The following is a 20,050-nucleotide window of genomic DNA, read 5'->3' as shown; positions in this document are numbered from 1 at the left end:
GCCCGCCGCTTGAGTCGAAACCCTGACGCCGTATCATGCCGCCGCTCCATAAAAGGCCGTCTGAAAATTTTCAGACGGCCTTTACCGTATTGTTTTACAATCAAAACCCCAAACGTCGCCTGCTTTCACTGCGACTGCCCGCGGCGCGTCGGCAACATTGTGCTGCCGCAAACTGCAACGAAACAAGGAACCCGCCATGACCATATCCCCCGTCGCCCTGCGCCGAAAAACCGAGCGCAAGCCGCACCAAACCGCCCAATACTGGCGCAGGTGCCAAGTGGAAGAACTGTTCGAAATGCCGTTTCTCGACCTCGTTTACCGAGCCGCCGAAGTCCACCGCGAACACTTCACCCCCCGCGAAATCCAGCTCTCCACCCTGCTGTCCATCAAAACCGGCGGCTGCCCCGAAGACTGCGAATACTGCCCCCAATCCGCCCACTACGACACCGGCCTGGAAAAAGAACGCATGATGGACGTGGCGGAAATCCTCGAAAAAGCCAAAATCGCCCAAGCGCGCGGCGCGAGCCGTTTCTGCATGGGCGCGGCGTGGCGCGGGCCGAAGCCGGAAGACGTGGAAACCGTGTCCGAAATCATCAAAGCCGTCAAAGGCTTGGGGCTGGAAACCTGCGGCACCTTCGGCATGCTCGAAGACGGCATGGCCGAAGATTTGAAAGAAGCGGGGCTGGATTATTACAACCACAACCTCGACACCGACCCCGAACGCTACAACGACATCATCCATACACGGCAGCACGAAGACCGCATGGACACACTCGGCAAAGTGCGCGGCGCAGGCTTGAAAGTCTGCTGCGGCGGCATCGTCGGCATGAACGAAACCCGTCCCGAACGCGCGGGCTTAATCGCCAGCCTCGCCAACCTCGACCCGCAGCCCGAAAGCGTGCCCATCAACCAGTTGGTGAAAGTGGAAGGCACGCCGCTGGCCGATGCCGAAGATTTGGACTGGACGGAATTCGTGCGCACCATCGCCGTTGCCCGCATCACCATGCCCAAAAGCTTTGTGCGCCTGTCCGCAGGCCGCAGCAACATGCCCGAAGCCATGCAGGCCATGTGTTTTCTGGCGGGAGCAAATTCGATTTTCTACGGCGACAAACTGCTCACCACCGAAAACCCCGAAGAAGACGGCGACCGGGTGCTGATGGAAAAACTGGATTTATACCCGCTGCAATACCGCAGCACCCCGAACGCGAAACAGGCAGACAGGCCGTCTGAAAACGCCGTGCAGGGCGGTTGCGGCGACGGAAGCTAAGGATGGCGATGCACCTGCCGCTATCAGCGCGGCTGCTGTTTTTAAGAAATCTCGTCTTTGCATATCCATATCGGTTCTCCTTTTGATTGGGGTTTTGTTTGGAATGTATTGGGCTGCCGTCTGAAAAATATCCTACGTAGGTTGGGTTGAAAACCCAACAAAGCCGAAGATGCCTGTCCAAAATGTTGGGTCTCGACCCAACCTACGGCTACGGCTGGAAGTTTCAGACGGCATGGATGTTGTTTTAAGACAGACATTCAGGCTGCCTTTTATCAAATTTCCCCAAACAGCAAATGCACGGTTTCGCGTTTAACCAAAGCCCCGCTTTTGCTGACCGCCCAATCGTTTCGTCGATTTTCCCAAACCAAATCAAACACATGCGCGGCAAGGGCGATGACTTTGGTGGCGTTGTAGTGGGCAAAGCCGAATCGGGCAAACGGCAACTTTTGCATAAAAGCGCGTTCGCAAAAGCTCACGCACAGCCTGCCGCCGTCTTGCAATACGCGGGCAAGTTCGGCAAACAACGCGGCGGGGTCTTGCCAGAAATACAGGACATTGACGCTGAACGTGGCGTGAAACTGCTTGTCGGCAAAAGGCAGCCTGAACCCGTCATACAGTGCATATTCGGCAAGTTTCGCGTCAATAAAGGCTTGGTTGAACGCGGCGGCGGCTTGGTACATGGCGGGAGAAATTTCCGCGCCCGTGTCATACAAACCGTCCGCCTGCGACAACACATAGCCCAGCAGTCCGCCGTCGCCGAAACCCAGCTCCAGCAGCCGCTCGCCGGACTGCGGGTTCAGTGTGTTCAGGCTGTCTGAAATTTAGGCGAGATTGCGTAGATTCATATTTTGTCCGACGGCTGCCGCCGCTTCGCCGTGCGGACAGCGAAGCTGGGCGGCGGTTTGTTCAGGAGTAAGTCTCATGGGAATAACTCCTGCGGCAAAGGATTAGCGTTTTCAGACTGCCTAAACCCTGTTTTCGTTTCCATAGTGAAGAAAAATAAGAAAGATACAGGGCGGCAAGCCGCAGACAGTACAGATAGTACGGCAAGGCGCGGCCAACGCGATAGATTTCTTGTTTTTCTTTACTATATGCTATTGAAGCCTGATGAGCAGGCTAAGCAGCAGGTACGGTTAGTACGGTTTTTTGCGCGTAACCGTACGCAAACCTCCATGCGGCGTCATCTGAAGAAACGTTCGTACGGTTACGCCGCTTGAGGCGGCTAACCGTACCTACGGCTTCTGCGCAGGTTGGGTCGAACTGGTTCTCCGGAAAATAACCCTGCGCGATATTCGGGGTAATCGGTTTGGGCGGGGAGAAGATTTTAATTGGCCGGATGCCGTCGGGATCGGCAAGTTCTTCCGCCATGGCGGAAGTTGCAATGAAAACGGCTGATACAGCCAAAGCTAAAGAATAATGTTTCATTCTAAATCTCTTTGATAACAGTTTTATTTAAGAATAATAATAGTTTTTATTTAAAAATAGAATTAAAAAGAATTTATGTAAAGCATGCAGAAAAAACAAATGCCGTATGTCATCCTGATGCTCCGTCACTTTTTCTGCATAAAAATAAAAATGCTGCCGACCATCGGATTTCCGTCCGTTTGGAATAATGGATTGAGTATTCCAGGCTGCAATCAGGCAGTTTTTAAGGCCTTGTAAAATTAAAAACCGTCCAAAGTATATTAAATAATTTTAAAAAACAAAATATTAAAAATTTATCGCCCGCTTATTGACAGAACTGTCATTCTGCGCCGTCAAACAAACCGTAGGGGTTCACCCAAACGCCTACGGTTTGTTTACTCCCACTTAACTTAACCTAAAGGAAAGTCTCATGAAAAAGTCTGCGATGATACTTGCTACTGCGTTTACTTTGGCCGTGGGCAGTAGTTTTGCCGCCGATATGACAAATGATAAAATTTCCCACTCCGGTATGGCCCAACATTCGATGAGTATGGATAAAACCGGCAGCATGAAACACAGAATCAAACCATTGAAAAAAAATATGACAAAAACGAAGTACTCTATGAAAAAAAGAGGTAAAATGAAGATGATGAAAAAAAACGGTAAAAATGCGTTCGATGCAGCGCATGTAACATTAAAAAAACAGGAGGCAGTAAAACAAACTGCCTCCTGTTTCGGAGTTTACTATGCAGACAGACGCCTTGTGGCATCCGGAAAATATTGATCCTTTAAGAAAAAAAATGCAGCGTTTCGCCTTTTTGCAACTACGCAACGAAGAATGGGCGGAAGACGCCGTTCAAGAAACACTCGCCGCCGCATACAGCAAAAACCAACAGTTTCAAGGCGAATCGCAATGGCAGACTTGGGTTTGGGCAATTTTAAAAAATAAAGTACTCGACATCCTGCGCCGTCGGCAGACCGAAATGAAATGGTTTGCTTCCAGTGATGACGAACAATTCCTTGATGCTGTTCATGATGATAATTTTGACGAATCGGGACATTGGAAAAATCAGCCGCAGCAGTGGCAGATGCCGCATGAGGCTGCCGAACAAAACGACTTTATGCGCATCTTAGACTTCTGTCTCAGACACCTGCCCGAAAATACCGCCCGCGTCTTCATGCTGCGCGAAATTTCCGGTTTGGACGTCAGCGAAATCTGTGCCCAAACCGGCATCAGCAGCGACAACTGCTACACCATCCTCAGCCGCGCCCGCAACGGCCTGCGCCGCTGTCTGCAAAGCAACTGGTTTGACGACGACCGGGGAAAACAGGAGGACAAAACGTGAAACCCATCAAATGCAAAGACGCGGCCAAACTGCTCCAACACGCCCGCGACCGCCGTCTGGATTTCAGCGAACGCGTCCAACTCAAGCTCCATCTAGCCGTCTGCATCCACTGCCGCCGCTATCAAAAGCAACTCGATATTTTAGACAGCGCCATGGCGCGCTATCGGGAAAGTTTGGAAATGCCGTCTGAAAAGTTTTCGAAACAGGATGAATAAACCGTTTGAAACCTTTGAAAAAATGAAAAAACGGCCCAAATGCCGTCTGAAACATTTCCTCTCTTAACCGACGCCATTCCCGCGCAGGCGGGAATCCACGGTTCAAGACAGGCAATATCTTGTTTTAACACAGTTTCAAAAAATCAAACGTGGATTCCCGCCTGCGCGGGAATGGCGCCCGTGAAAATTCGACTGCGCGTAACCGGTTTTCAGACGGCCTCTCTTACTTCTTACCCCGCAAATACGCCCGCAGTTTTTCCTCATCCAAAAACCAGTGGCAGATTTCTGTGTCCCCGTCGAGCAACACGGGTACCAGCTCATTGTATTTCGCTTCCAAATCCGCATCGGCATCCACATCGACCACGTCCACCTCAAAGCCGAACTCGGCCTGAAACGGGTGCAACTGCTCGCGCATTTTGTGGCAGAGGCTGCAATATTCGCGGGACATCAGCGTCAGTTTCATGGTTTGAACATCCTTTCTTTTTTATTATCAGGCCGTCTGGTGCTTCGACTTCGCTCAGCGACCGAATTGTTTTTTTACACAGGCTGCCATACATACAATACCAGCGAAATCGGAATCAGCGACAACAGCGTCACCAGCAGCATCGTGCCCGACGTTTCCTTGGCGAAGCCGTGCATACTGCCGAACAGCGGATACAGGCTCGGAATCGGTGCGGCGGCAAACAGCATCCCTGCAAACAGCGTTTCCTTGTCCGCACCCAAAGCGTTCATCAATACAAACATCAACAGCGGAAACAGCATCAACTTGCCAGCCGCCACCAGCAGCATATCCGCTGGTTTGCAGTCGCGCAGGCTGATGCCGCAGAGGCTTGCGCCGATCATAAACAGCGCCAGCGTCATCGACGACGAAGCGAGCATACCCGAAATCCGTTCGGCGAATACGGGCAGCGGCAGCAGACCGAAGGAAAACACCAGCCCGACGGGCATCGCCTGGATAATCGGGTTGGTCAGCAACGTTTTGCCCGCCTGCCGCAACACCTGCCCCCAGCTCCGATGCTGCCCCTGGCTCAAATCCAGCAGGATAAACAGCGGCAGGCAGATGAGCAGGTTTTCCGTCATCACGTTCATCGCGTAATACCCGCCCGCCGACGAACCGAGCGCCATCAAAAGCAGCGGATAGCCGACGAAACCCGAGTTCGACATCCCGAATCCCAGCCCGTTTAGCGCCGCAAGCGTCGGATGAAGGCCGCGCAGGCGGCTGTTCTGCCAGCCGGCGACAAACGACAAAACCGACGCGCCGGAATAGGCGAAAAAATATTCCGGCTTGAACGTCTGCGCAAACGGCTTGGTCGCCAGCGCGTTAAACACCAGCATGGGCATTCCGATGCGCAAAACGAATTTCCCGATGCCCTCGAGCTGCCCGGCCATCAGCAGACTTCTGCGCATGGCGGCATAGCCGACGACAATCATCAGGAAAACGGGGGCGATGATGTTGAAAATGGCAGTCATGGTGTTTTGAAAAAAATAAAGATTTTGAGGCCGTCTGAAATTCAACCCTCGGCCGACACATTCCCTCTCCCGTGGGAGAGGGTTAGGGAGAGGGCTGTTCAAACGCCTTCCTATTGCTCGAGGCCGTCTGAAAAGTAGGTTGGGGAGCAGAAAAATACCGACATTAAATTTTGTCCTTCGGACAAACGGTGGACAGGCATACCCACCCTATGCCTCAAATGCCGTCTGAACCCTACCCGCGCCAACTGATTTTGTCCGACAAACCCACTTCATGCGGATTGATCCGCGCGTTGTCTTCCTGCCCCAGCCCGACCAGTTTGCGCAACCGTGTCATATAGGCGTTCACATCCAAACCGCGCCCGTAGCGCTGCGCCTCCCACAGCGTTTCCGCCAGCGCGTCCATCATGTCATGCTCGGCGCGCACCCAGTCGTCGTTATACCGCGCGCACAAAGCCGCATGAATCGCGCGTATGCCCGGCGGCTGGTCGATGGCGGCCTGTTCCTGCAAAGAAAGGTGTAGCGAAAGATGCAGAAACGGGTTTTCCTCGCCGTCTTCGGGCAGCCATTCCTTATCCAGCCAGTTTTCAACATCCTCAAGATAACGCCCGTATTCAGGGTGCGCCTCGACAATCCGCAGCGCTTTGAGCTGCAAAGCGTCTAACTGAAGCGGGTTAAACCGCTGTTGCCAGACATGGGCAAAAAAACGGCGCACATCGTGGGTGTTGACATCATACATAAGGGATTTCCTGTTTCAGGCCGTCTGAAAAATATCGTGAATTTACCGAACGCCCCAAAGTTTAAACCTTTTTGCGACAAGCGAAAAACCTTTTTCAGACGGCCTCTTGCGCGTTGGCAAAGCGGGGAAACCTGCGTATAATCCGTTTTTCCTAAGCAGGCCTCATGCAGTAATCAAGCCGGTCTGCGAAATCTGGGGGCGATCTTGGTTTCGACGGGGGTTGCGAAGCAGATGCGGGCATACCGGGGTCTCAGATTCCCGTAAAACACTGAACCAAAATAGTCGCAAACGACGAAACTTACGCACTGGCCGCTTAAGGCCTGCCGTTGCAGCAGTCGGTCAATGGGCTGTGTAGCGCAAGCTACCGCAACGTCATCTTACATTGACTGGTTTCCTGTCGGGTTACTTGGCAGGGAATAAGATTTAAGGTAACTGGTTTCCAAACAGCCTGTCTGTCGGCGGCGCGGAAATAAGATTTCAAATAGGCAAGACTAAGTATGTAGAACGCTTTGTAGAGGACTTTCGGACGGGGGTTCAATTCCCCCCGCCTCCACCAGTCAAACAAAGGCCGTCTGAAAATTTTCAGACGGCCTTTTCATTTTCACGCTTTCGGCTTCATGCTTCCACAGCCTCGTTTTCAAATTCCAACACCGCTTCATCGCGTTTTTTATCGTAACCGATGCGGACTTTTCCACCGTCCGCCAGTCTGCCGAACAGCAGTTCGTCGGCCAGAACTTTGCGGATTTTTTCCTGAATCAGGCGGTTCATCGGGCGGGCGCCCATTTGCGGGTCGAAACCTTTTTCGGCCAGATATTTGCGCAGGGAGGGAGTAAATTCGGCTTCGACTTTGCGGTCGAGAAGCTGTTTTTCGAGCTGAAGCAGGAATTTGTCCACCACTTTGGCAATCACAGTTTCGTCCAGCGGGGCAAACGGGATGACGGCGTCCAAGCGGTTGCGGAACTCGGGCGTGAAGAGTTTGTTGACCGCCTGCATTTCGTCGCCGCGCTCGTGTTTGTTGGTGAAGCCCATGGTCGGACGGCTGAGGCTTTCGGCGCCGGCATTGGTGGTCATAATCAGCACAACGTTGCGGAAATCCGCGCTTTTGCCGTTGTTATCAGTCAGCTTGCCTGCATCCATAACTTGCAGCAAGACGTTGAAAATGTCGGGGTGGGCTTTTTCGATTTCATCGAGCAGCAACACGCAATGCGGGTGTTTGTTGGCCGCTTCGGTCAACAGGCCGCCCTGTTCGAAGCCGACGTAGCCCGGCGGCGCGCCGATCAGGCGGGAAACGGCGTGGCGTTCCATATATTCCGACATATCAAAGCGTTGCAGCGTCACGCCGAGGGAAAAGGCGAGCTGGCGGGCAACTTCGGTTTTACCCACGCCGGTGGGGCCGGAAAATAAGAAGCTGCCGATGGGCTTGTCGGGCAGCCCCAGCCCCGAACGCGACATTTTGACGGCGGCAACCAGCGCGTCGATGGCGGCGTCCTGCCCGTACACCATGTTTTTCAAATCGCGGGCAAGGAACTGCAAAACCTGTTTGTCGTCATGGGAAACGGTTTTTTCGGGAATGCGGGCGACTTTGGCGACCACGGCTTCAATCTGCGCCTTGCCGATGACTTTTTTCTGTTTGGATTTGGGCAGAATCCGCTGCGCAGCGCCTGCTTCGTCAACAATATCAATGGCTTTATCGGGCAGGAAACGCTCGTTGATGTAGCGGGCGGACAGCTCGGCGGCGGCCTCCAGCGCACCGTTGGTGTAGCGGACTTGATGGAAATCTTCAAACACCGGTTTCAAGCCGCGCAGGATTTGCACGGTTTCGTCCACCGTCGGCTCGGTTACGTCTATTTTTTGGAAACGGCGGCTCAAGGCGTGGTCTTTGCTGAAAATGGTGCGGAACTCATCGTAAGTAGTCGCACCGATGCAGCGCAGCTCGCCTTTGGCCAACGCAGGTTTGAGCAGGTTGGACGCATCCATCGTACCGCCCGTGGTGCTGCCCGCACCGATAATGGTGTGGATTTCATCGACAAACAATACCGCCTGCGGCACTTCTTCCAGCCGTTTTAAGACGGCCTTTACCCGCGCTTCAAAATCGCCGCGGTATTTCGTACCCGCCAGCAGCGCGCCCATATCGAGCGCATAGACTTCTGCGCCGGCGAGCGTTTCGGGCACTTCGCCGTTGACAATCTGATGCGCCAAACCCTCGGCCAGCGCGGTTTTTCCCACTCCCGCCTCGCCAACCAGCAGCGGATTGTTTTTGCGGCGGCGGCAGAGAATCTGCACCAGCCGTTCCATTTCCTGTTTGCGCCCGATCAGAGGGTCGATGCGCCCTGCTTTGACTTCGTCATTGAGGTTGACGGTATAGCTTTCCAGCGCGTCTTTCTTGCCGTCTGAAACTTCCCCGTCTTCGCCCATGCCGTCTGAACGCCCCAAACGCTCGGCCTCTTCGCCGTGCGCGATGCGGCGCAATACTTCAAAACGCGTTACCGATTGCAGTTTGAGGAAATACACCGCATGGCTGTCGGCCTCGCTCATGATGGAAACCAGAATATCCAGCGGTTCGACCGAAGTTTTGCCCGCCGATTGGGCGTGTACCATCGCACGCTGAATCACGCGCTGGAAGCCCAGCGTCGGCTGCGTTTCGGTGCTGTCGAGCAGGGATTCGGGAATTTCGGGCGTATTTTCCGCCACGCTGTCGGCAAGCTGTGATTCGAGCAGCGCCAAATCCGCGCCGCACTGTTTCAACACCACGGGCACATCGTCGTCCCGCTCCAGCAACACCAGCAAAAGATGTTCGATGCCGATAAATTCATAACGTCTGCCGCGCGCTTCTGCGTAAAGCTGCTGCAAAATCCGTTCCAATTCAGGTGAAATCATTTAAACCTCCTCGACAATACATTGCAGCGGATGGCCTTCCGCCTTCGCCCGCTGCATGACCTGCCGCTGTTTCGTTTCGGCAATATCGCGCGTGTAAGTGCCGCACAAACCCTTGCCTTCGTGGTGTACCAACAGCATTACCGCCACCGCCTGTTCCTCGGCCAGCATAAATACTTCGGTCAGAATTTCGACCACAAACTCCATCGTCGTGTAGTCGTCGTTGAGCAGAAACACGCCGTAACGCTTAGGCGGGCGGACATCCTGCCAGTCGTGAAGAAGCGTGTCGGCATCGTGCCGTGTATCGGGTGTGGTCATGGTTATATGCGGCTCCAAAACAAATTTTCAAACAGACAGACCATATGCATCATTTTGCATAAATTTTATCGGCAGTTTTGTTATATTTCGTATCATCTTAATAAAATTTCTGCATTTTTGAAAACATTACTTGACGTAACGGCTTAACAAATGTAAAAAGACACCAAGCGAATCCGGCACGACGAACAAGCATAACGGTTTTGGGAGAAACTTGAAACTTTTGCGTTTTCAATACTGCCTCTTTGCTGTTTCATTAATTTTTCGTATAGGAAGTATCACACAATGGCAACCGGTACCGTAAAATGGTTTAACGACGCTAAAGGTTTTGGTTTTATCACTCCCGATGAAGGCGGCGAAGACTTGTTCGCACATTTCTCGGCCATCAACATGGAAGGTTTCAAAACCCTGAAAGAAGGCCAACGCGTTTCTTTCGACGTAACCACCGGCCCCAAAGGCAAACAAGCCGCTAATATCCAAGCAGCTTAATAAAAAAGGATGCGGCGCAAGCCGTGAAGCGTGGCGGGATTTCCCGCCATTTTTTATTGCCGTCTGAAAAACAGCCCCTGCCGTCTGAAACCCCCGCCAGCAATGAACACACCCATTCGCCCCGGCATCTACCGCCATTACAAAGGCAGCCTCTACGAAGTCTGCGGTACCGCCCGCCACAGCGAAACCGAAGAAGAAATGGTCGTTTACCGCGCCCTTTACGGTAACTACGGCCTATGGGTACGCCCCACCGCCATGTTCGCCGAAACCGTCGAAACCGGCGGGCAAACCCAAGCCCGTTTCGCGCTCGTCAAAGCATTTTGATTTTCAGACGGCCTTTTACGTTTTCCTGCCCCGACGTTATCGGGTAAACTGTGCGCCATACGCAGCAATGCCGTCTGAAACTTCCCAAGCCCGAGAGCAATATCATGAGCATCACCAACAACAAAAAAGCCTTTCACGACTACTTCATCGAAGACCAAATCGAAGCCGGCCTTGTCTTGGAAGGCTGGGAGGTCAAAGCCGTACGCGCCGGTCGCGTGCAACTTAAAGAGAGCTATATCCACTGGAAAAAAGACGCGTTTTATCTGGTCGGCTGCCACATCACCGCACTGCCCACCGCGTCCACCCATGTCAAACCCGACCCTGTGCGCGCCCGCAAGCTGCTGCTTAACCAAGCGGAAATCAACAAAATGATCGGCAAAACCGAACGCGCCGGCTACACCATCGTTCCGCTCAACCTACACTACAACCGCGGCCGCATCAAAATGGACATCGGCATGGCCAAAGGCAAAAAGCAGCATGACAAGCGCCAAAGTCTCAAAGAAGCCGACTGGAAACGCGAGAAACAGCGTTTGATGAAATCGGTGCGCTGAAGATTCAGACGGCAGCGGCAGGCCGAGTGCTGCCGCTGTTTCTTCCTTCATCCAAACCACACAAGGTGAACCATATGAAACTTTCCACTCTGCTCATCATCGGCAGCGCAGCTTTATTGTCGGCCTGCCAAAGCAGCCAGCCCTCTTTGTCGGATAAGGGCGCGCAAGAATTGGGCAACATCCGCCACCTCTGCATCCTAACCCGCACCAAAGACCCCAACCCCGGTTTGAATGAAAAAATCGCCCACGCCTTGCAGCAGCACGGCATCAGCAGCGAAACCGTCGAAGTACCCGCCAACCGACAGCGCCTGTATGAACCCGAATGCCGCTACAACCTCCGCTACAACAGCCAAGGCCGCGGCGACAAGCTCAACTACATCTCCCTCCTGATCCGCACGCCGGAATACCCCGTTGCCAGCCTGCGCGCCCATCCGAATTTCAAAACGGCAGACCAGCAGGCTGAAGTCGATCAGATTGTCAGCCGTCTGTTGAATAAAAAATAATCCGGAAAGTTTCAGACGGCCTCGGCTGTTTTTAAGGCCGTCTGCATTTCCGATTGCACCATCTTCCACGCATATCCCGTTTTTTCGTAAAAACACGCAAGAATCATACCCCCCTACTTTTCAGACGGCCTGATTAACCCAATAATCAGGCCGTCTGAATTTTGTAACGGAGCAAACCCATGCCCCACGCCTCCCTTGCCCTGCCTTTATTTCTGATTGTTTTCGGTGCCATCTGGTTTCTGAAAGCCACCGGCATCCTTCCAGCCACCGCTACGCTGGTTTCCATCAGCCTGATGATTGCCGGCATCGCGGTTTTGGTGATGGACGGCGTGAACAAGCAATCCGTCGTTTCCGGCCCGATGCTGGTTTACGTCGGCGGCGCGATTTATCTCTACAACAACTATCTGCTCGGCTTTTCGCCGCTGCTGGCGCTGGGCATGATGGTGCTCGGCGTGTTGCTGCTGCTCTCGCGCAGCAGCGTAGTACCGTATAAAAAAACGGGTTTTCCCGAAGAGAAATAACGCCCTGCCGCCCGTTCAGGCCGTCTGAAAAATGGTACAATAGCGCCGTTTTTTCAGACGGCCTTTTCCATTGTTTCCGGCCAGAAGGCTGCCCCGTCATCCAACCCGAAACCGACCATCATGACCCAAGACAAAATCCTCATCCTCGACTTCGGCTCCCAAGTTACCCAGCTCATCGCCCGCCGCGTGCGCGAGGTGCATGTTTACTGCGAACTGCACCCCTACGACATGCCGCTGGCCGACATCAAAGCCTTCAACCCCAAAGGCATCATCCTCTCCGGCGGCCCCAATTCCGTGTACGACTCCGAATACCAGGCCGATACGGGATTGTTCGACTTGGGCGTGCCCGTGCTCGGCATCTGCTACGGCATGCAGTTTATGGCGCACCATCTCGGCGGCGAAGTGCAGGCGGGCAACCAGCGCGAATTCGGTTACGCGCAGGTCCAAACCATCGACTGCAAACTCACGCGCGGCCTTTCGGACGGCCAGCCGAACACGCTTGACGTTTGGATGAGCCACGGCGACAAAGTGAGCAGGCTACCTGAAGGCTTCGTCGTCATCGGCGACACCCCGTCCTGCCCGATTGCCATGATGGAACACGCCGAAAAACAGTTTTACGGCATCCAGTTCCACCCCGAAGTCACCCACACCAAACAAGGCCGCGCCCTGCTGAACCGCTTCGTGCTCGACATCTGCGGCGCAAAACCCAGCTGGACCATGCCCAACTACATCGACGAAGCCGTCGCCAAAATCCGCGAACAGGTCGGTAGCGACGAAGTCATCCTCGGGCTTTCAGGCGGCGTGGACAGCTCCGTGGCCGCCGCGCTCATCCACCGCGCCATCGGCGACCAGCTCACCTGCGTCTTCGTCGACCACGGCCTGTTGCGCCTGAATGAAGGCAAAATGGTGATGGACATGTTCGCCCGCAACCTCGGCGTGCGCGTCATCCATGTCGATGCCACCGAACAATTCATGGGCAAACTCGCCGGCGAAACCGACCCCGAGAAAAAACGCAAGATCATCGGTGCCGAATTCGTCGAAGTCTTTGACGCCGAAGCCAAAAAACGCGTCAACGCCAAATGGCTCGCGCAAGGCACGATTTACCCCGACGTCATCGAAAGCGCGGGCGCAAAAACCAAAAAAGCCCACGCCATCAAATCGCATCATAATGTCGGAGGCCTGCCTGAAAACATGAACCTGCAACTGCTCGAGCCGCTGCGCGACCTGTTCAAAGACGAAGTGCGCGAACTCGGCGTCGCCCTCGGCCTGCCGCGCGAAATGGTCTACCGCCACCCCTTCCCCGGCCCCGGCCTCGGCGTGCGCATCCTCGGCGAAGTCAAAAAAGAATACGCCGACCTCCTGCGCCAGGCCGACGACATCTTCATCCAAGAACTGCGCAACACCGCCGACAACAACGGCACATCATGGTACGACCTCACCAGCCAAGCCTTCGCCGTGTTCCTGCCCGTCAAATCCGTCGGCGTCATGGGCGACGGCCGCACCTACGACTACGTCGTCGCCCTGCGTGCAGTCATCACCAGCGACTTCATGACCGCGCATTGGGCCGAACTCCCGTATTCCCTGCTCGGCCGCGTATCCAACCGCATCATCAACGAAGTCAAAGGCATCAACCGTGTCGTGTACGACGTCAGCGGCAAACCGCCCGCCACGATTGAGTGGGAATAATATCTTATGGTATTCATGCGTCTGTATTAATTAAAAATATCACCAAAAGCCCTGTTTTTACAGGGCTTTGTTGTATCTATTGGTCTCTATTGGTATTTATCAATTAAAAAATATTTAGGGTATTCGAGTGGCTCGAACGGGTGAAACGTTTGAATCTTGGTTTGTCCGGTACATCGACCAGGCGGATTTTGCCGACAGTACGCGGACTTTGCGGCAGGAAATTTTCAGACGGTACATCGGCAAAGATTTCGGCCGCAGGCGGTTGTCTGAAATATCCGAGCAGGAAATACGCGCCGTCTGCGAAAGAATCAAGGAAAAGGGCGCGCCGTCGCAGGCAATCCATACCAGATAGCCGGTAATGGTGATGTCGTGCCCCATGATGTTGAAGGTATGCGTACCCGACAGTTCCCACAAAATCGCGATAAACGAATACAGCTGCACCAAATTGGTCAGCAGTGAAATAAACAGCTCGATGGTGCGCGAGACAAAAATATTCACGTCTTCGGCGATACGCTGGTCGGGGTTGTCCGTGGTCTGCTTCAGCGCGATGCGGTAAAACGCCCGCTTCTGAAGCCAGTCGCCCAGCAGCCGCTCGGTCAGGTGCGAACGCCAACGGATAATCAACAGCTTGCGCAACCAGCTGCGGTACACCGCCGCCACCACGAAAATGGCGACATATACCAAATATTCCTGAATCAACACATACAGCTTATCCGCCTGAAACGCCTCCAGCGTATCGTAAAACGACTTGCTCCATTCGTTGATCCGCACATTGATCTCGACCACGCCGAAGCCCAGCGCCACCAATACCGTCAAAACCAGCCAAGACAGCATATTGTCTTTGCGCCACCAGTAATCTTTAAGAAACCATTTGAATTGCTTGAGAATCGTCAATATGTTATTGCTCTAATCTGAAAACCCGGAAATGAGAATGATATTTGGAAAGAATTATATACTTTTCATTCAGAGAGCCGGCAACAATTCCGTTTTCCACATTATTTTTTTCAGACGGCCAAAATCAGGCGGCAACAGGCCGTCTGAAAGCAGAAATGCTATAATTCCGGCATTCTTTTTCAAGCAGACCACCATGCAGCCAAACAACCAAGAACCGCAACGCCTCTCCAAACGCATGGCGCAACTCGGCCTCTGCTCGCGCCGTGAAGCCGACAGCTACATCGAAAAAGGCTGGGTCAGAGTCAACGGCCAAACCGCCATCCTAGGCCAGAAAGTCAGCGAAAACGACCGCATCGACCTCGACAAACAGGCGCACGAATCGCAGGCCGCGCGCGTAACCATCCTGCTCAACAAGCCCGTCGGCTACGTCAGCGCGCAGGCCGAAAAAGGCTACAAATCCGCCGCCGAACTCATCACGCCGGAAAACCGCTGGGAAGGCGACGACAGCCGCATCACGTTCAGCGAAAAACACAAATTCGGTCTCGCCCCTGCCGGCCGCTTGGACATCGATTCGGTCGGCCTGCTGGTGCTGACCCAAGACGGGCGCACCGCCAAACAGCTGATCGGCGAAAACAGCGGTTGCGAAAAAGAATACCTCGTGCGCGTGCGCGGCAGGCTCGATGACAAAGGCCTCGCCCTGCTCAACCACGGCTTAAGCCTCGACGGCGAAAAGCTGCGACCCGCCAAAGTGGAATGGCAAAACGAAGACCAACTGCGTTTTGTGTTGAAACAGGGCAAAAAACGCCAAATCCGCCGCATGTGCGAACTCATCGGCCTGCGTGTCGTCGGCCTCAAACGCATCCGCATGGGGCGGGTCAAACTGGGCAGACTGCCGCCCGGCAAATGGCGCTATCTGCGCACGGACGAGCGGTTTTGAGCTTAAAAGAAGCGTTTTAAATGTTTCAAATGCAAAAAGGCCGTCTGAAAACTTTGAACTGAGCCTCAGTCACTAAAGTGTTTATGCTGAGCAAAGTCGAAGTTTTCAGACGGCCTTTATCGTTGGCAACGCTTAACGCGGGCCGGCCATACGGTTGAGGATTTTTTCGCCTTTGAGCTGATGGACAACCGCCATCAAGATATGCCCGGCAACCAGCGCAAATAATGCCCAGCCGAGCAAGCCGTGCCAATGGTTGCCCAGCTCGCTCATCCATTGGATTTTTTCAGGCGCAGCAGGGAAAACAGTAACACCACCGATTTCCAACGGCCCGCGGCCGCCGCCGTATTGGCGGATCAGGCCGATAAAGGGAACGGCAATCATCAGCGCATACAAAGCGGCATGGCCGAGTTTGACAATCAGGCTGCCATGCGGGCGGCGGGCAGCGTTTTTCAGCGCCCACAGCAAACGCAATACCACTAAAACCGCCAAGAAAAAGCCGGTTGCTTTGTGATACGGCATCAGTGAAAAATATTCGTCGTCAACGGTAAAAAGATACGCGCTGACCGACATAAAGGCAAACATGGCCGCCATCAGCCAGTGAAACAGACGGCTGACAGTACCGTAGGATTGTGGATTATCCTGCATGATGTGTTCCTTGACAGATTGTTTTCGTGGGCTGCGTATTATAATCCAGAGCGCTGAAAAAATGGCAAAGGCCGTCTGAAAATTTTCTTTTTCAGACGGCCTTTTGCACGCTTAAACTGTTTATTCTGCTTCATCAAGCAGCTACTGTTTTCGCTTTGACCGCTGCTTTTCTGAATTTCACGATCAATGCAACTGCGATAACAGTTTGAACGGCCAGCAGCATAAAACCAAAACCCGTGTCGGCAACCGACTCATCAAAATTCGGCGGTATCAAACGGCTGAAAGGCGCACGGTCGTGCAAAGCCGAATAGCCTGCTGCTGTCAGCCAAACAGACAATGAAGCCAAAAACAGCGTTACACCCAGCGCAAATCCTCTGCGGCTTCTCATGCAAAGCAGCCCCAAACCAATAAACACCAGCGCCACCAACGCCGGCGCGCCATACAGAAAATGACGGCTTTCAGGCATAAAATCCAGAAAAGCCACCGTATCTGCCACGCTGACCGCCCAGCCGCCGATAATCAAAAAACAAACGCCTAGAAATGTGCGCATTTTATTCTCCAAAAACTGCCGCCGCCAAAAGCAACAGGGCGCAAAAAAACACGATACGGCACCGCGCCGCCCGCCCGAAACAAACGGTATATTATGCCAAAACCGCAAGACTTCTTCAATTACACCGGCCGTTTCCGCAGCCTTTTTACAATCGGTGAGCGGAATAAAGCCGTCTGAAAGTTTTCAATTTCGGCGGTTTCGTGCCAAGAAATCGGGAATGTTTGGCAGGAACGGGAAATGCCTGTCTGATGCTTCGACTCCGCTCAGCAGCCAGTTTTCAGACAGGCATTGTGTTTTTCAGACGGCATGAGGCGGCATTTGGGCCGTCTGAAACGGTGCTGCCTGCTCCAACATCCATTCTCGAAATGCACGGATTTTTTTCGACGCTGCCGAGTTCGGACGGTAAACGAGATAGTAAGTCAGCGCGCTGAGACATCCGGTTTCGGGAAACAGCCTGACCAGCCGCCCTGCACGCAGGTCGTCTTCGGCCATCACGCTGCGGGCAGTTGCGAACCAATCGTTCCAGCCGAGAAATCCGCTTTCAGACGGCATAGAGATGTCGTGAATCAGCGGCAGATTGAGCAGGTCGGCAGGACTGCTGACGGAGTGGGTGTTCAAAAAATGTGGCGAGCAGACGGGAAAGAGGGTTTCGTCCAGCCATTTTTCGGCAGTCAGCCCCGGCCAGCCGCCTTTGCCGTAGCGGATGCCGATGCGTTCTGCGGGAAGGTTGAGACTTTGTGCGCTGGTGTTGAGCAGCACGTCGAGGTCGGGATGACGGTTGTGAAAATCTTCCAGACGCGGCAGCAACCATTTGGCGGCAAAGGCAGGGCTGGCAGTAAGGTTCAATATGGCTGTATCGACGGTTTTTTTTCAGAGATTCCAAACCTGCGGCCAGACGATCGAAACCGCTTTGAATGTCGGGCAGCGCACGCAGGGCGTTTTCAGACGGCACCAAACGCGCCCGTCCGCCTGTCTGCCGTACAAACAGCAGTTCGCCGATATATTCTTCCAAACTTTTCACCAGCTGCCCGACGGCGACTGCGGTGGCCGGGCTTGCTTTCAGCGCCGAGAGCACGGAGGCGGTTTCTCCCTCGCCGGCGACGGCTAGGTGGATGTTTTTGGTTTGCAGCACGCCGCCTATATCGGATTTGTTGGTCTCCCCCGAACGCAGGCGTTTGATGGTGGTGGCTTTGTTGCCGAAGGCTTCGAGAAAGGCATAGGGAAATTCTGCGTGGTCGAAAGGCTGGGCAAAAAGCTTGGAGACGGCGGCTTCGATTTCGATGGCGTTCATGGGCGGGAATGTTGGTTTTATTTTAAAGGGGTTGGCTTATGCGGCGGTGTGAAAGGCTGTTACCGCGCGGTGTAACAGCCTTTGTTTTTTCAGACGGCCTATCTGGTTTAGGCCGTCTGAAAAGCGGTCTGTGAAAAACGGGACGGGCTGAAATGGCCCGTCGTTTTCAGACGGCCTTTATCGGTTGTCAGGCTGCCTGAAAAGCGGGTTTGCTTTTTCAGACGGCCTGCTTTGTGCTGCTCAATCAGCAAATCAACGCGTTACCGGCTTGTATTTAATCCGTTTCGGTTTCGCGCCTTCTTCGCCGAGGCGGCGTTTTTTGTCGGCTTCGTATTCTTGGTAGTTGCCGTCGAAGAACACCCATTTACTGTCGCCTTCTGCGGCAAGAATGTGGGTGGCGATGCGGTCGAGGAACCAGCGGTCGTGCGAGATGACCATCACGCTGCCGGCGAATTCGAGCAGGGCGTCTTCGAGGGCGCGCAGGGTTTCGACGTCGAGGTCGTTGGACGGTTCGTCGAGCAGCAGCACGTTGCCGCCGGAAAGCAGGGTTTTGGCCAGGTGCAGGCGGCCGCGTTCGCCGCCGGAGAGGTTGCCGGCGATTTTGCTTTGGTCGCTGCCTTTGAAATTGAAGCGGCCGAGGTAGGCGCGGGCGGGGATTTCGAACTGGCCGACCTGCAAAATGTCGCGGCCTTCGGCGATGTTGTCGAACACGGTTTTGTCGTTTTGCAGGCCGTCGCGGCTTTGGTCGATGAGCGACATTTTGACGGTTTGGCCGATTTTCACTTCGCCGCTGTCGGGCTGCTCTTTGCCGGCAATCATTTTGAAGAGCGTCGATTTACCCGCGCCGTTGGGGCCGATGATGCCGACAATCGCGCCTGCGGGTACTTTGAAGCTCAAATCGTCAATCAGCACTTTGTCGCCGAACGATTTGGAAACGTTCACGAATTCAATCACTTCGTTACCCAAACGCTCGGCCACGGGGATGAAGATTTCCTGCGTTTCGTTGCGTTTTTGGTATTCGTAGTTGCTCATTTCTTCGAAACGCGCCAAACGCGCTTTGGATTTGGCTTGGCGGCCTTTGGCGTTTTGGCGCACCCATTCCAGCTCCTGTTTCATGGCTTTGATGCGGACGGCTTCGGATTTGGCTTCATTGGCCAAACGCTGCTCTTTCTGTTCCAGCCATGAAGAATAGTTGCCTTTCCACGGGATGCCGTGGCCGCGGTCGAGTTCCAAAATCCATTCGGCGGCGTTGTCGAGGAAATAGCGGTCGTGCGTTACGGCGACGACGGTGCCGGGGAAGCGCACGAGGAATTGCTCCAGCCATTCCACGCTTTCCGCGTCCAAATGGTTGGTCGGCTCGTCCAAGAGCAGCATATCGGGCTTGCTCAACAGGAGTTTGCACAAGGCCACTCGGCGTTTTTCGCCGCCCGAGAGCACGCCGATTTTGGTGTCCCAATCGGGCAGGCGCAGCGCGTCGGCGGCGATTTCCAATTCGTGTTCGGCACCGCCGCCAGTGGACGAACCGGCCGCGATGATGGCTTCCAAACGGCCTTGTTCTTCGGCCAGCGCGTCGAAATCGGCATCGGGATTGGCGTATTCGGCATACACTTCTTCCAAGCGTTTCTGCGCGGCGGCCACTTCGCCCAAACCGCTTTCCACTTCTTCGCGCACGGTTTTTTCGGGGTCGAGCTGCGGCTCCTGCGGCAGGTAGCCGATTTTGATGCCGCTCATCGGCACGGCTTCGCCTTCGAATTCCTTGTCCACGCCCGCCATAATGCGCAGCACGGTGGACTTGCCCGCGCCGTTCAGGCCGAGCAGGCCGATTTTCGCGCCGGGGAAGAACGACAGGGAAATGTCTTTGATGATGGTTTTCTGCGGCGGCACGGTTTTGCTCACGCGCAGCATGGAATAGACGTATTGTTGGCTCATTTCTTCACTCTCAAAACAGTTCTCAAACGAGCTGATTCTAACTGAAAACTGGGTTTGGGACAGCTTGAATTTTGTGCACAGGCAAACACAAAAGGCCGTCTGA

23 protein-coding genes, 1 other RNA gene and 2 pseudogenes are annotated in these 20,050 nt (G+C 54.1%); 12 read left to right on the top strand and 14 right to left on the bottom strand.

Features of this window, described 5'->3' with window-relative positions:
* Window positions 1–196: 196 nt before the first annotated feature.
* On the top strand, window positions 197–1,267 hold the full coding sequence (bioB, locus tag BG910_RS10215) for a biotin synthase BioB (protein ID WP_089037236.1): 1,071 nt from the start codon (window positions 197–199) through the stop codon (window positions 1,265–1,267).
* Window positions 1,268–1,276: 9 nt separating this feature from the next.
* Here the strand turns inward: bioB and BG910_RS13210 are convergent.
* The 3 genes and pseudogenes from BG910_RS13210 to BG910_RS12910 form a co-directional block, all read right to left on the bottom strand.
* Window positions 1,277–1,336 (bottom strand): annotated as a pseudogene (locus BG910_RS13210) (twin-arginine translocation signal domain-containing protein); the annotation flags it as partial.
* A 203-nt stretch (window positions 1,337–1,539) separates the two neighbouring features.
* Window positions 1,540–1,980, bottom strand: a complete 441-nt coding sequence (locus BG910_RS10205) for a class I SAM-dependent methyltransferase (protein ID WP_232462201.1) — start codon at window positions 1,978–1,980, stop codon at window positions 1,540–1,542.
* A gap of 403 nt (window positions 1,981–2,383) precedes the next feature.
* On the bottom strand, window positions 2,384–2,692 hold the full coding sequence (locus BG910_RS12910; protein WP_089036742.1) for a hypothetical protein: 309 nt from the start codon (window positions 2,690–2,692) through the stop codon (window positions 2,384–2,386).
* A gap of 409 nt (window positions 2,693–3,101) precedes the next feature.
* Here BG910_RS12910 and BG910_RS10195 point away from each other — a divergent pair, with 409 nt between their 5' ends.
* The 3 genes from BG910_RS10195 to BG910_RS10185 are packed head-to-tail and all read left to right on the top strand — an operon-like array spanning window position 3,102 to window position 4,232.
* The gene (locus BG910_RS10195; protein WP_089036741.1) at window positions 3,102–3,455 is read left to right on the top strand and encodes a hypothetical protein; all 354 of its coding nucleotides are present in this window, start codon (window positions 3,102–3,104) and stop codon (window positions 3,453–3,455) included.
* A 16-nt stretch (window positions 3,456–3,471) separates the two neighbouring features.
* On the top strand, window positions 3,472–4,017 hold the full coding sequence (locus BG910_RS10190; protein ID WP_232462200.1) for a sigma-70 family RNA polymerase sigma factor: 546 nt from the start codon (window positions 3,472–3,474) through the stop codon (window positions 4,015–4,017).
* Window positions 4,014–4,232 carry a zf-HC2 domain-containing protein gene (locus BG910_RS10185; protein WP_089036739.1) on the top strand — a complete coding sequence of 73 codons (219 nt, stop codon included), beginning with the start codon at window positions 4,014–4,016 and terminating at the stop codon, window positions 4,230–4,232. Before BG910_RS10190 ends, BG910_RS10185 begins: the two co-directional genes overlap by 4 nt.
* Before the next feature lie 223 nt (window positions 4,233–4,455).
* On the opposite strand, the gene BG910_RS10180 is transcribed toward BG910_RS10185, so the two are convergent.
* The 3 genes from BG910_RS10180 to BG910_RS10170 form a co-directional block, all read right to left on the bottom strand.
* Window positions 4,456–4,695, bottom strand: coding sequence for a glutaredoxin family protein (locus BG910_RS10180; protein WP_089036738.1), 240 nt, complete (start codon window positions 4,693–4,695; stop codon window positions 4,456–4,458).
* A gap of 74 nt (window positions 4,696–4,769) precedes the next feature.
* Window positions 4,770–5,702, bottom strand: a complete 933-nt coding sequence (locus BG910_RS10175; RefSeq protein WP_089036737.1) for an AEC family transporter — start codon at window positions 5,700–5,702, stop codon at window positions 4,770–4,772.
* 232 nt (window positions 5,703–5,934) lie between these two features.
* Window positions 5,935–6,438 (bottom strand): DUF1841 family protein, encoded by a 504-nt coding sequence (locus BG910_RS10170; RefSeq protein WP_089036736.1) that lies wholly within the window; start codon window positions 6,436–6,438, stop codon window positions 5,935–5,937.
* A 194-nt stretch (window positions 6,439–6,632) separates the two neighbouring features.
* Between BG910_RS10170 and ssrA the strand changes: the two genes are divergently transcribed.
* Window positions 6,633–6,994: a transfer-messenger RNA gene (gene ssrA / locus BG910_RS10165) on the top strand.
* 59 nt (window positions 6,995–7,053) lie between these two features.
* Here ssrA and clpA read toward each other — a convergent pair.
* A complete protein-coding gene (gene clpA, locus BG910_RS10160) occupies window positions 7,054–9,315 on the bottom strand; it encodes an ATP-dependent Clp protease ATP-binding subunit ClpA (protein WP_089036735.1) in 2,262 nt (753 codons plus the stop codon).
* Window positions 9,316–9,630 carry an ATP-dependent Clp protease adapter ClpS gene (gene clpS / locus BG910_RS10155; protein WP_089036734.1) on the bottom strand — a complete coding sequence of 105 codons (315 nt, stop codon included), beginning with the start codon at window positions 9,628–9,630 and terminating at the stop codon, window positions 9,316–9,318.
* Between the two features lie 282 nt (window positions 9,631–9,912).
* On the opposite strand from clpS, the gene BG910_RS10150 reads away from it, so the two are divergent.
* The 6 genes from BG910_RS10150 to guaA all read left to right on the top strand — a co-directional run bounded on the left by BG910_RS10150 (window position 9,913) and on the right by guaA (window position 13,701).
* Entirely contained in the window at window positions 9,913–10,116 is a 204-nt protein-coding gene (locus tag BG910_RS10150; protein WP_089036733.1) for a cold-shock protein, read from the top strand.
* A gap of 102 nt (window positions 10,117–10,218) precedes the next feature.
* Window positions 10,219–10,440 carry a DUF1653 domain-containing protein gene (locus BG910_RS10145; RefSeq protein ID WP_089036732.1) on the top strand — a complete coding sequence of 74 codons (222 nt, stop codon included), beginning with the start codon at window positions 10,219–10,221 and terminating at the stop codon, window positions 10,438–10,440.
* A 104-nt stretch (window positions 10,441–10,544) separates the two neighbouring features.
* Window positions 10,545–10,991, top strand: coding sequence for an SsrA-binding protein SmpB (smpB, locus tag BG910_RS10140; RefSeq protein ID WP_089036731.1), 447 nt, complete (start codon window positions 10,545–10,547; stop codon window positions 10,989–10,991).
* Window positions 10,992–11,065: 74 nt separating this feature from the next.
* Window positions 11,066–11,494 (top strand): hypothetical protein, encoded by a 429-nt coding sequence (locus tag BG910_RS10135; protein ID WP_089036730.1) that lies wholly within the window; start codon window positions 11,066–11,068, stop codon window positions 11,492–11,494.
* 179 nt (window positions 11,495–11,673) lie between these two features.
* On the top strand, window positions 11,674–12,015 hold the full coding sequence (locus BG910_RS10130; RefSeq protein WP_089036729.1) for a hypothetical protein: 342 nt from the start codon (window positions 11,674–11,676) through the stop codon (window positions 12,013–12,015).
* A 120-nt stretch (window positions 12,016–12,135) separates the two neighbouring features.
* Window positions 12,136–13,701, top strand: coding sequence for a glutamine-hydrolyzing GMP synthase (gene guaA, locus BG910_RS10125; RefSeq protein ID WP_089036728.1), 1,566 nt, complete (start codon window positions 12,136–12,138; stop codon window positions 13,699–13,701).
* Between the two features lie 114 nt (window positions 13,702–13,815).
* Here guaA and BG910_RS13245 read toward each other — a convergent pair whose 3' ends face one another.
* Window positions 13,816–14,595 carry an SbmA/BacA-like family transporter gene (locus BG910_RS13245; RefSeq protein ID WP_232462199.1) on the bottom strand — a complete coding sequence of 260 codons (780 nt, stop codon included), beginning with the start codon at window positions 14,593–14,595 and terminating at the stop codon, window positions 13,816–13,818.
* 193 nt (window positions 14,596–14,788) lie between these two features.
* On the opposite strand from BG910_RS13245, the gene BG910_RS10115 reads away from it, so the two are divergent.
* The gene (locus tag BG910_RS10115) at window positions 14,789–15,532 is read left to right on the top strand and encodes a pseudouridine synthase (RefSeq protein ID WP_089036726.1); all 744 of its coding nucleotides are present in this window, start codon (window positions 14,789–14,791) and stop codon (window positions 15,530–15,532) included.
* 132 nt (window positions 15,533–15,664) lie between these two features.
* On the opposite strand, the gene BG910_RS10110 is transcribed toward BG910_RS10115, so the two are convergent.
* The 5 genes and pseudogenes from BG910_RS10110 to ettA all read right to left on the bottom strand — a co-directional run bounded on the left by BG910_RS10110 (window position 15,665) and on the right by ettA (window position 19,947).
* Window positions 15,665–16,177 carry a cytochrome b gene (locus BG910_RS10110; protein ID WP_089036725.1) on the bottom strand — a complete coding sequence of 171 codons (513 nt, stop codon included), beginning with the start codon at window positions 16,175–16,177 and terminating at the stop codon, window positions 15,665–15,667.
* A 133-nt stretch (window positions 16,178–16,310) separates the two neighbouring features.
* Window positions 16,311–16,727, bottom strand: a complete 417-nt coding sequence (locus BG910_RS10105; protein ID WP_089036724.1) for a hypothetical protein — start codon at window positions 16,725–16,727, stop codon at window positions 16,311–16,313.
* 297 nt (window positions 16,728–17,024) lie between these two features.
* Entirely contained in the window at window positions 17,025–17,573 is a 549-nt protein-coding gene (locus tag BG910_RS10100; RefSeq protein ID WP_089036723.1) for a LysR substrate-binding domain-containing protein, read from the bottom strand.
* Between the two features lie 256 nt (window positions 17,574–17,829).
* Window positions 17,830–18,018 (bottom strand): annotated as a pseudogene (locus BG910_RS13085) (type IIL restriction-modification enzyme MmeI); the annotation flags it as partial.
* Between the two features lie 252 nt (window positions 18,019–18,270).
* On the bottom strand, window positions 18,271–19,947 hold the full coding sequence (gene ettA / locus BG910_RS10085) for an energy-dependent translational throttle protein EttA (protein ID WP_089036721.1): 1,677 nt from the start codon (window positions 19,945–19,947) through the stop codon (window positions 18,271–18,273).
* Window positions 19,948–20,050 lie beyond the last annotated feature (103 nt).

Origin of the sequence: Neisseria chenwenguii, assembly GCF_002216145.1 — a bacterium.
Lineage (GTDB): Bacteria > Pseudomonadota > Gammaproteobacteria > Burkholderiales > Neisseriaceae > Neisseria > Neisseria chenwenguii.
The sequence above is the reverse complement of the archived record's forward strand: the minus strand, read 5'-3'. Positions and strand labels throughout refer to the sequence as shown.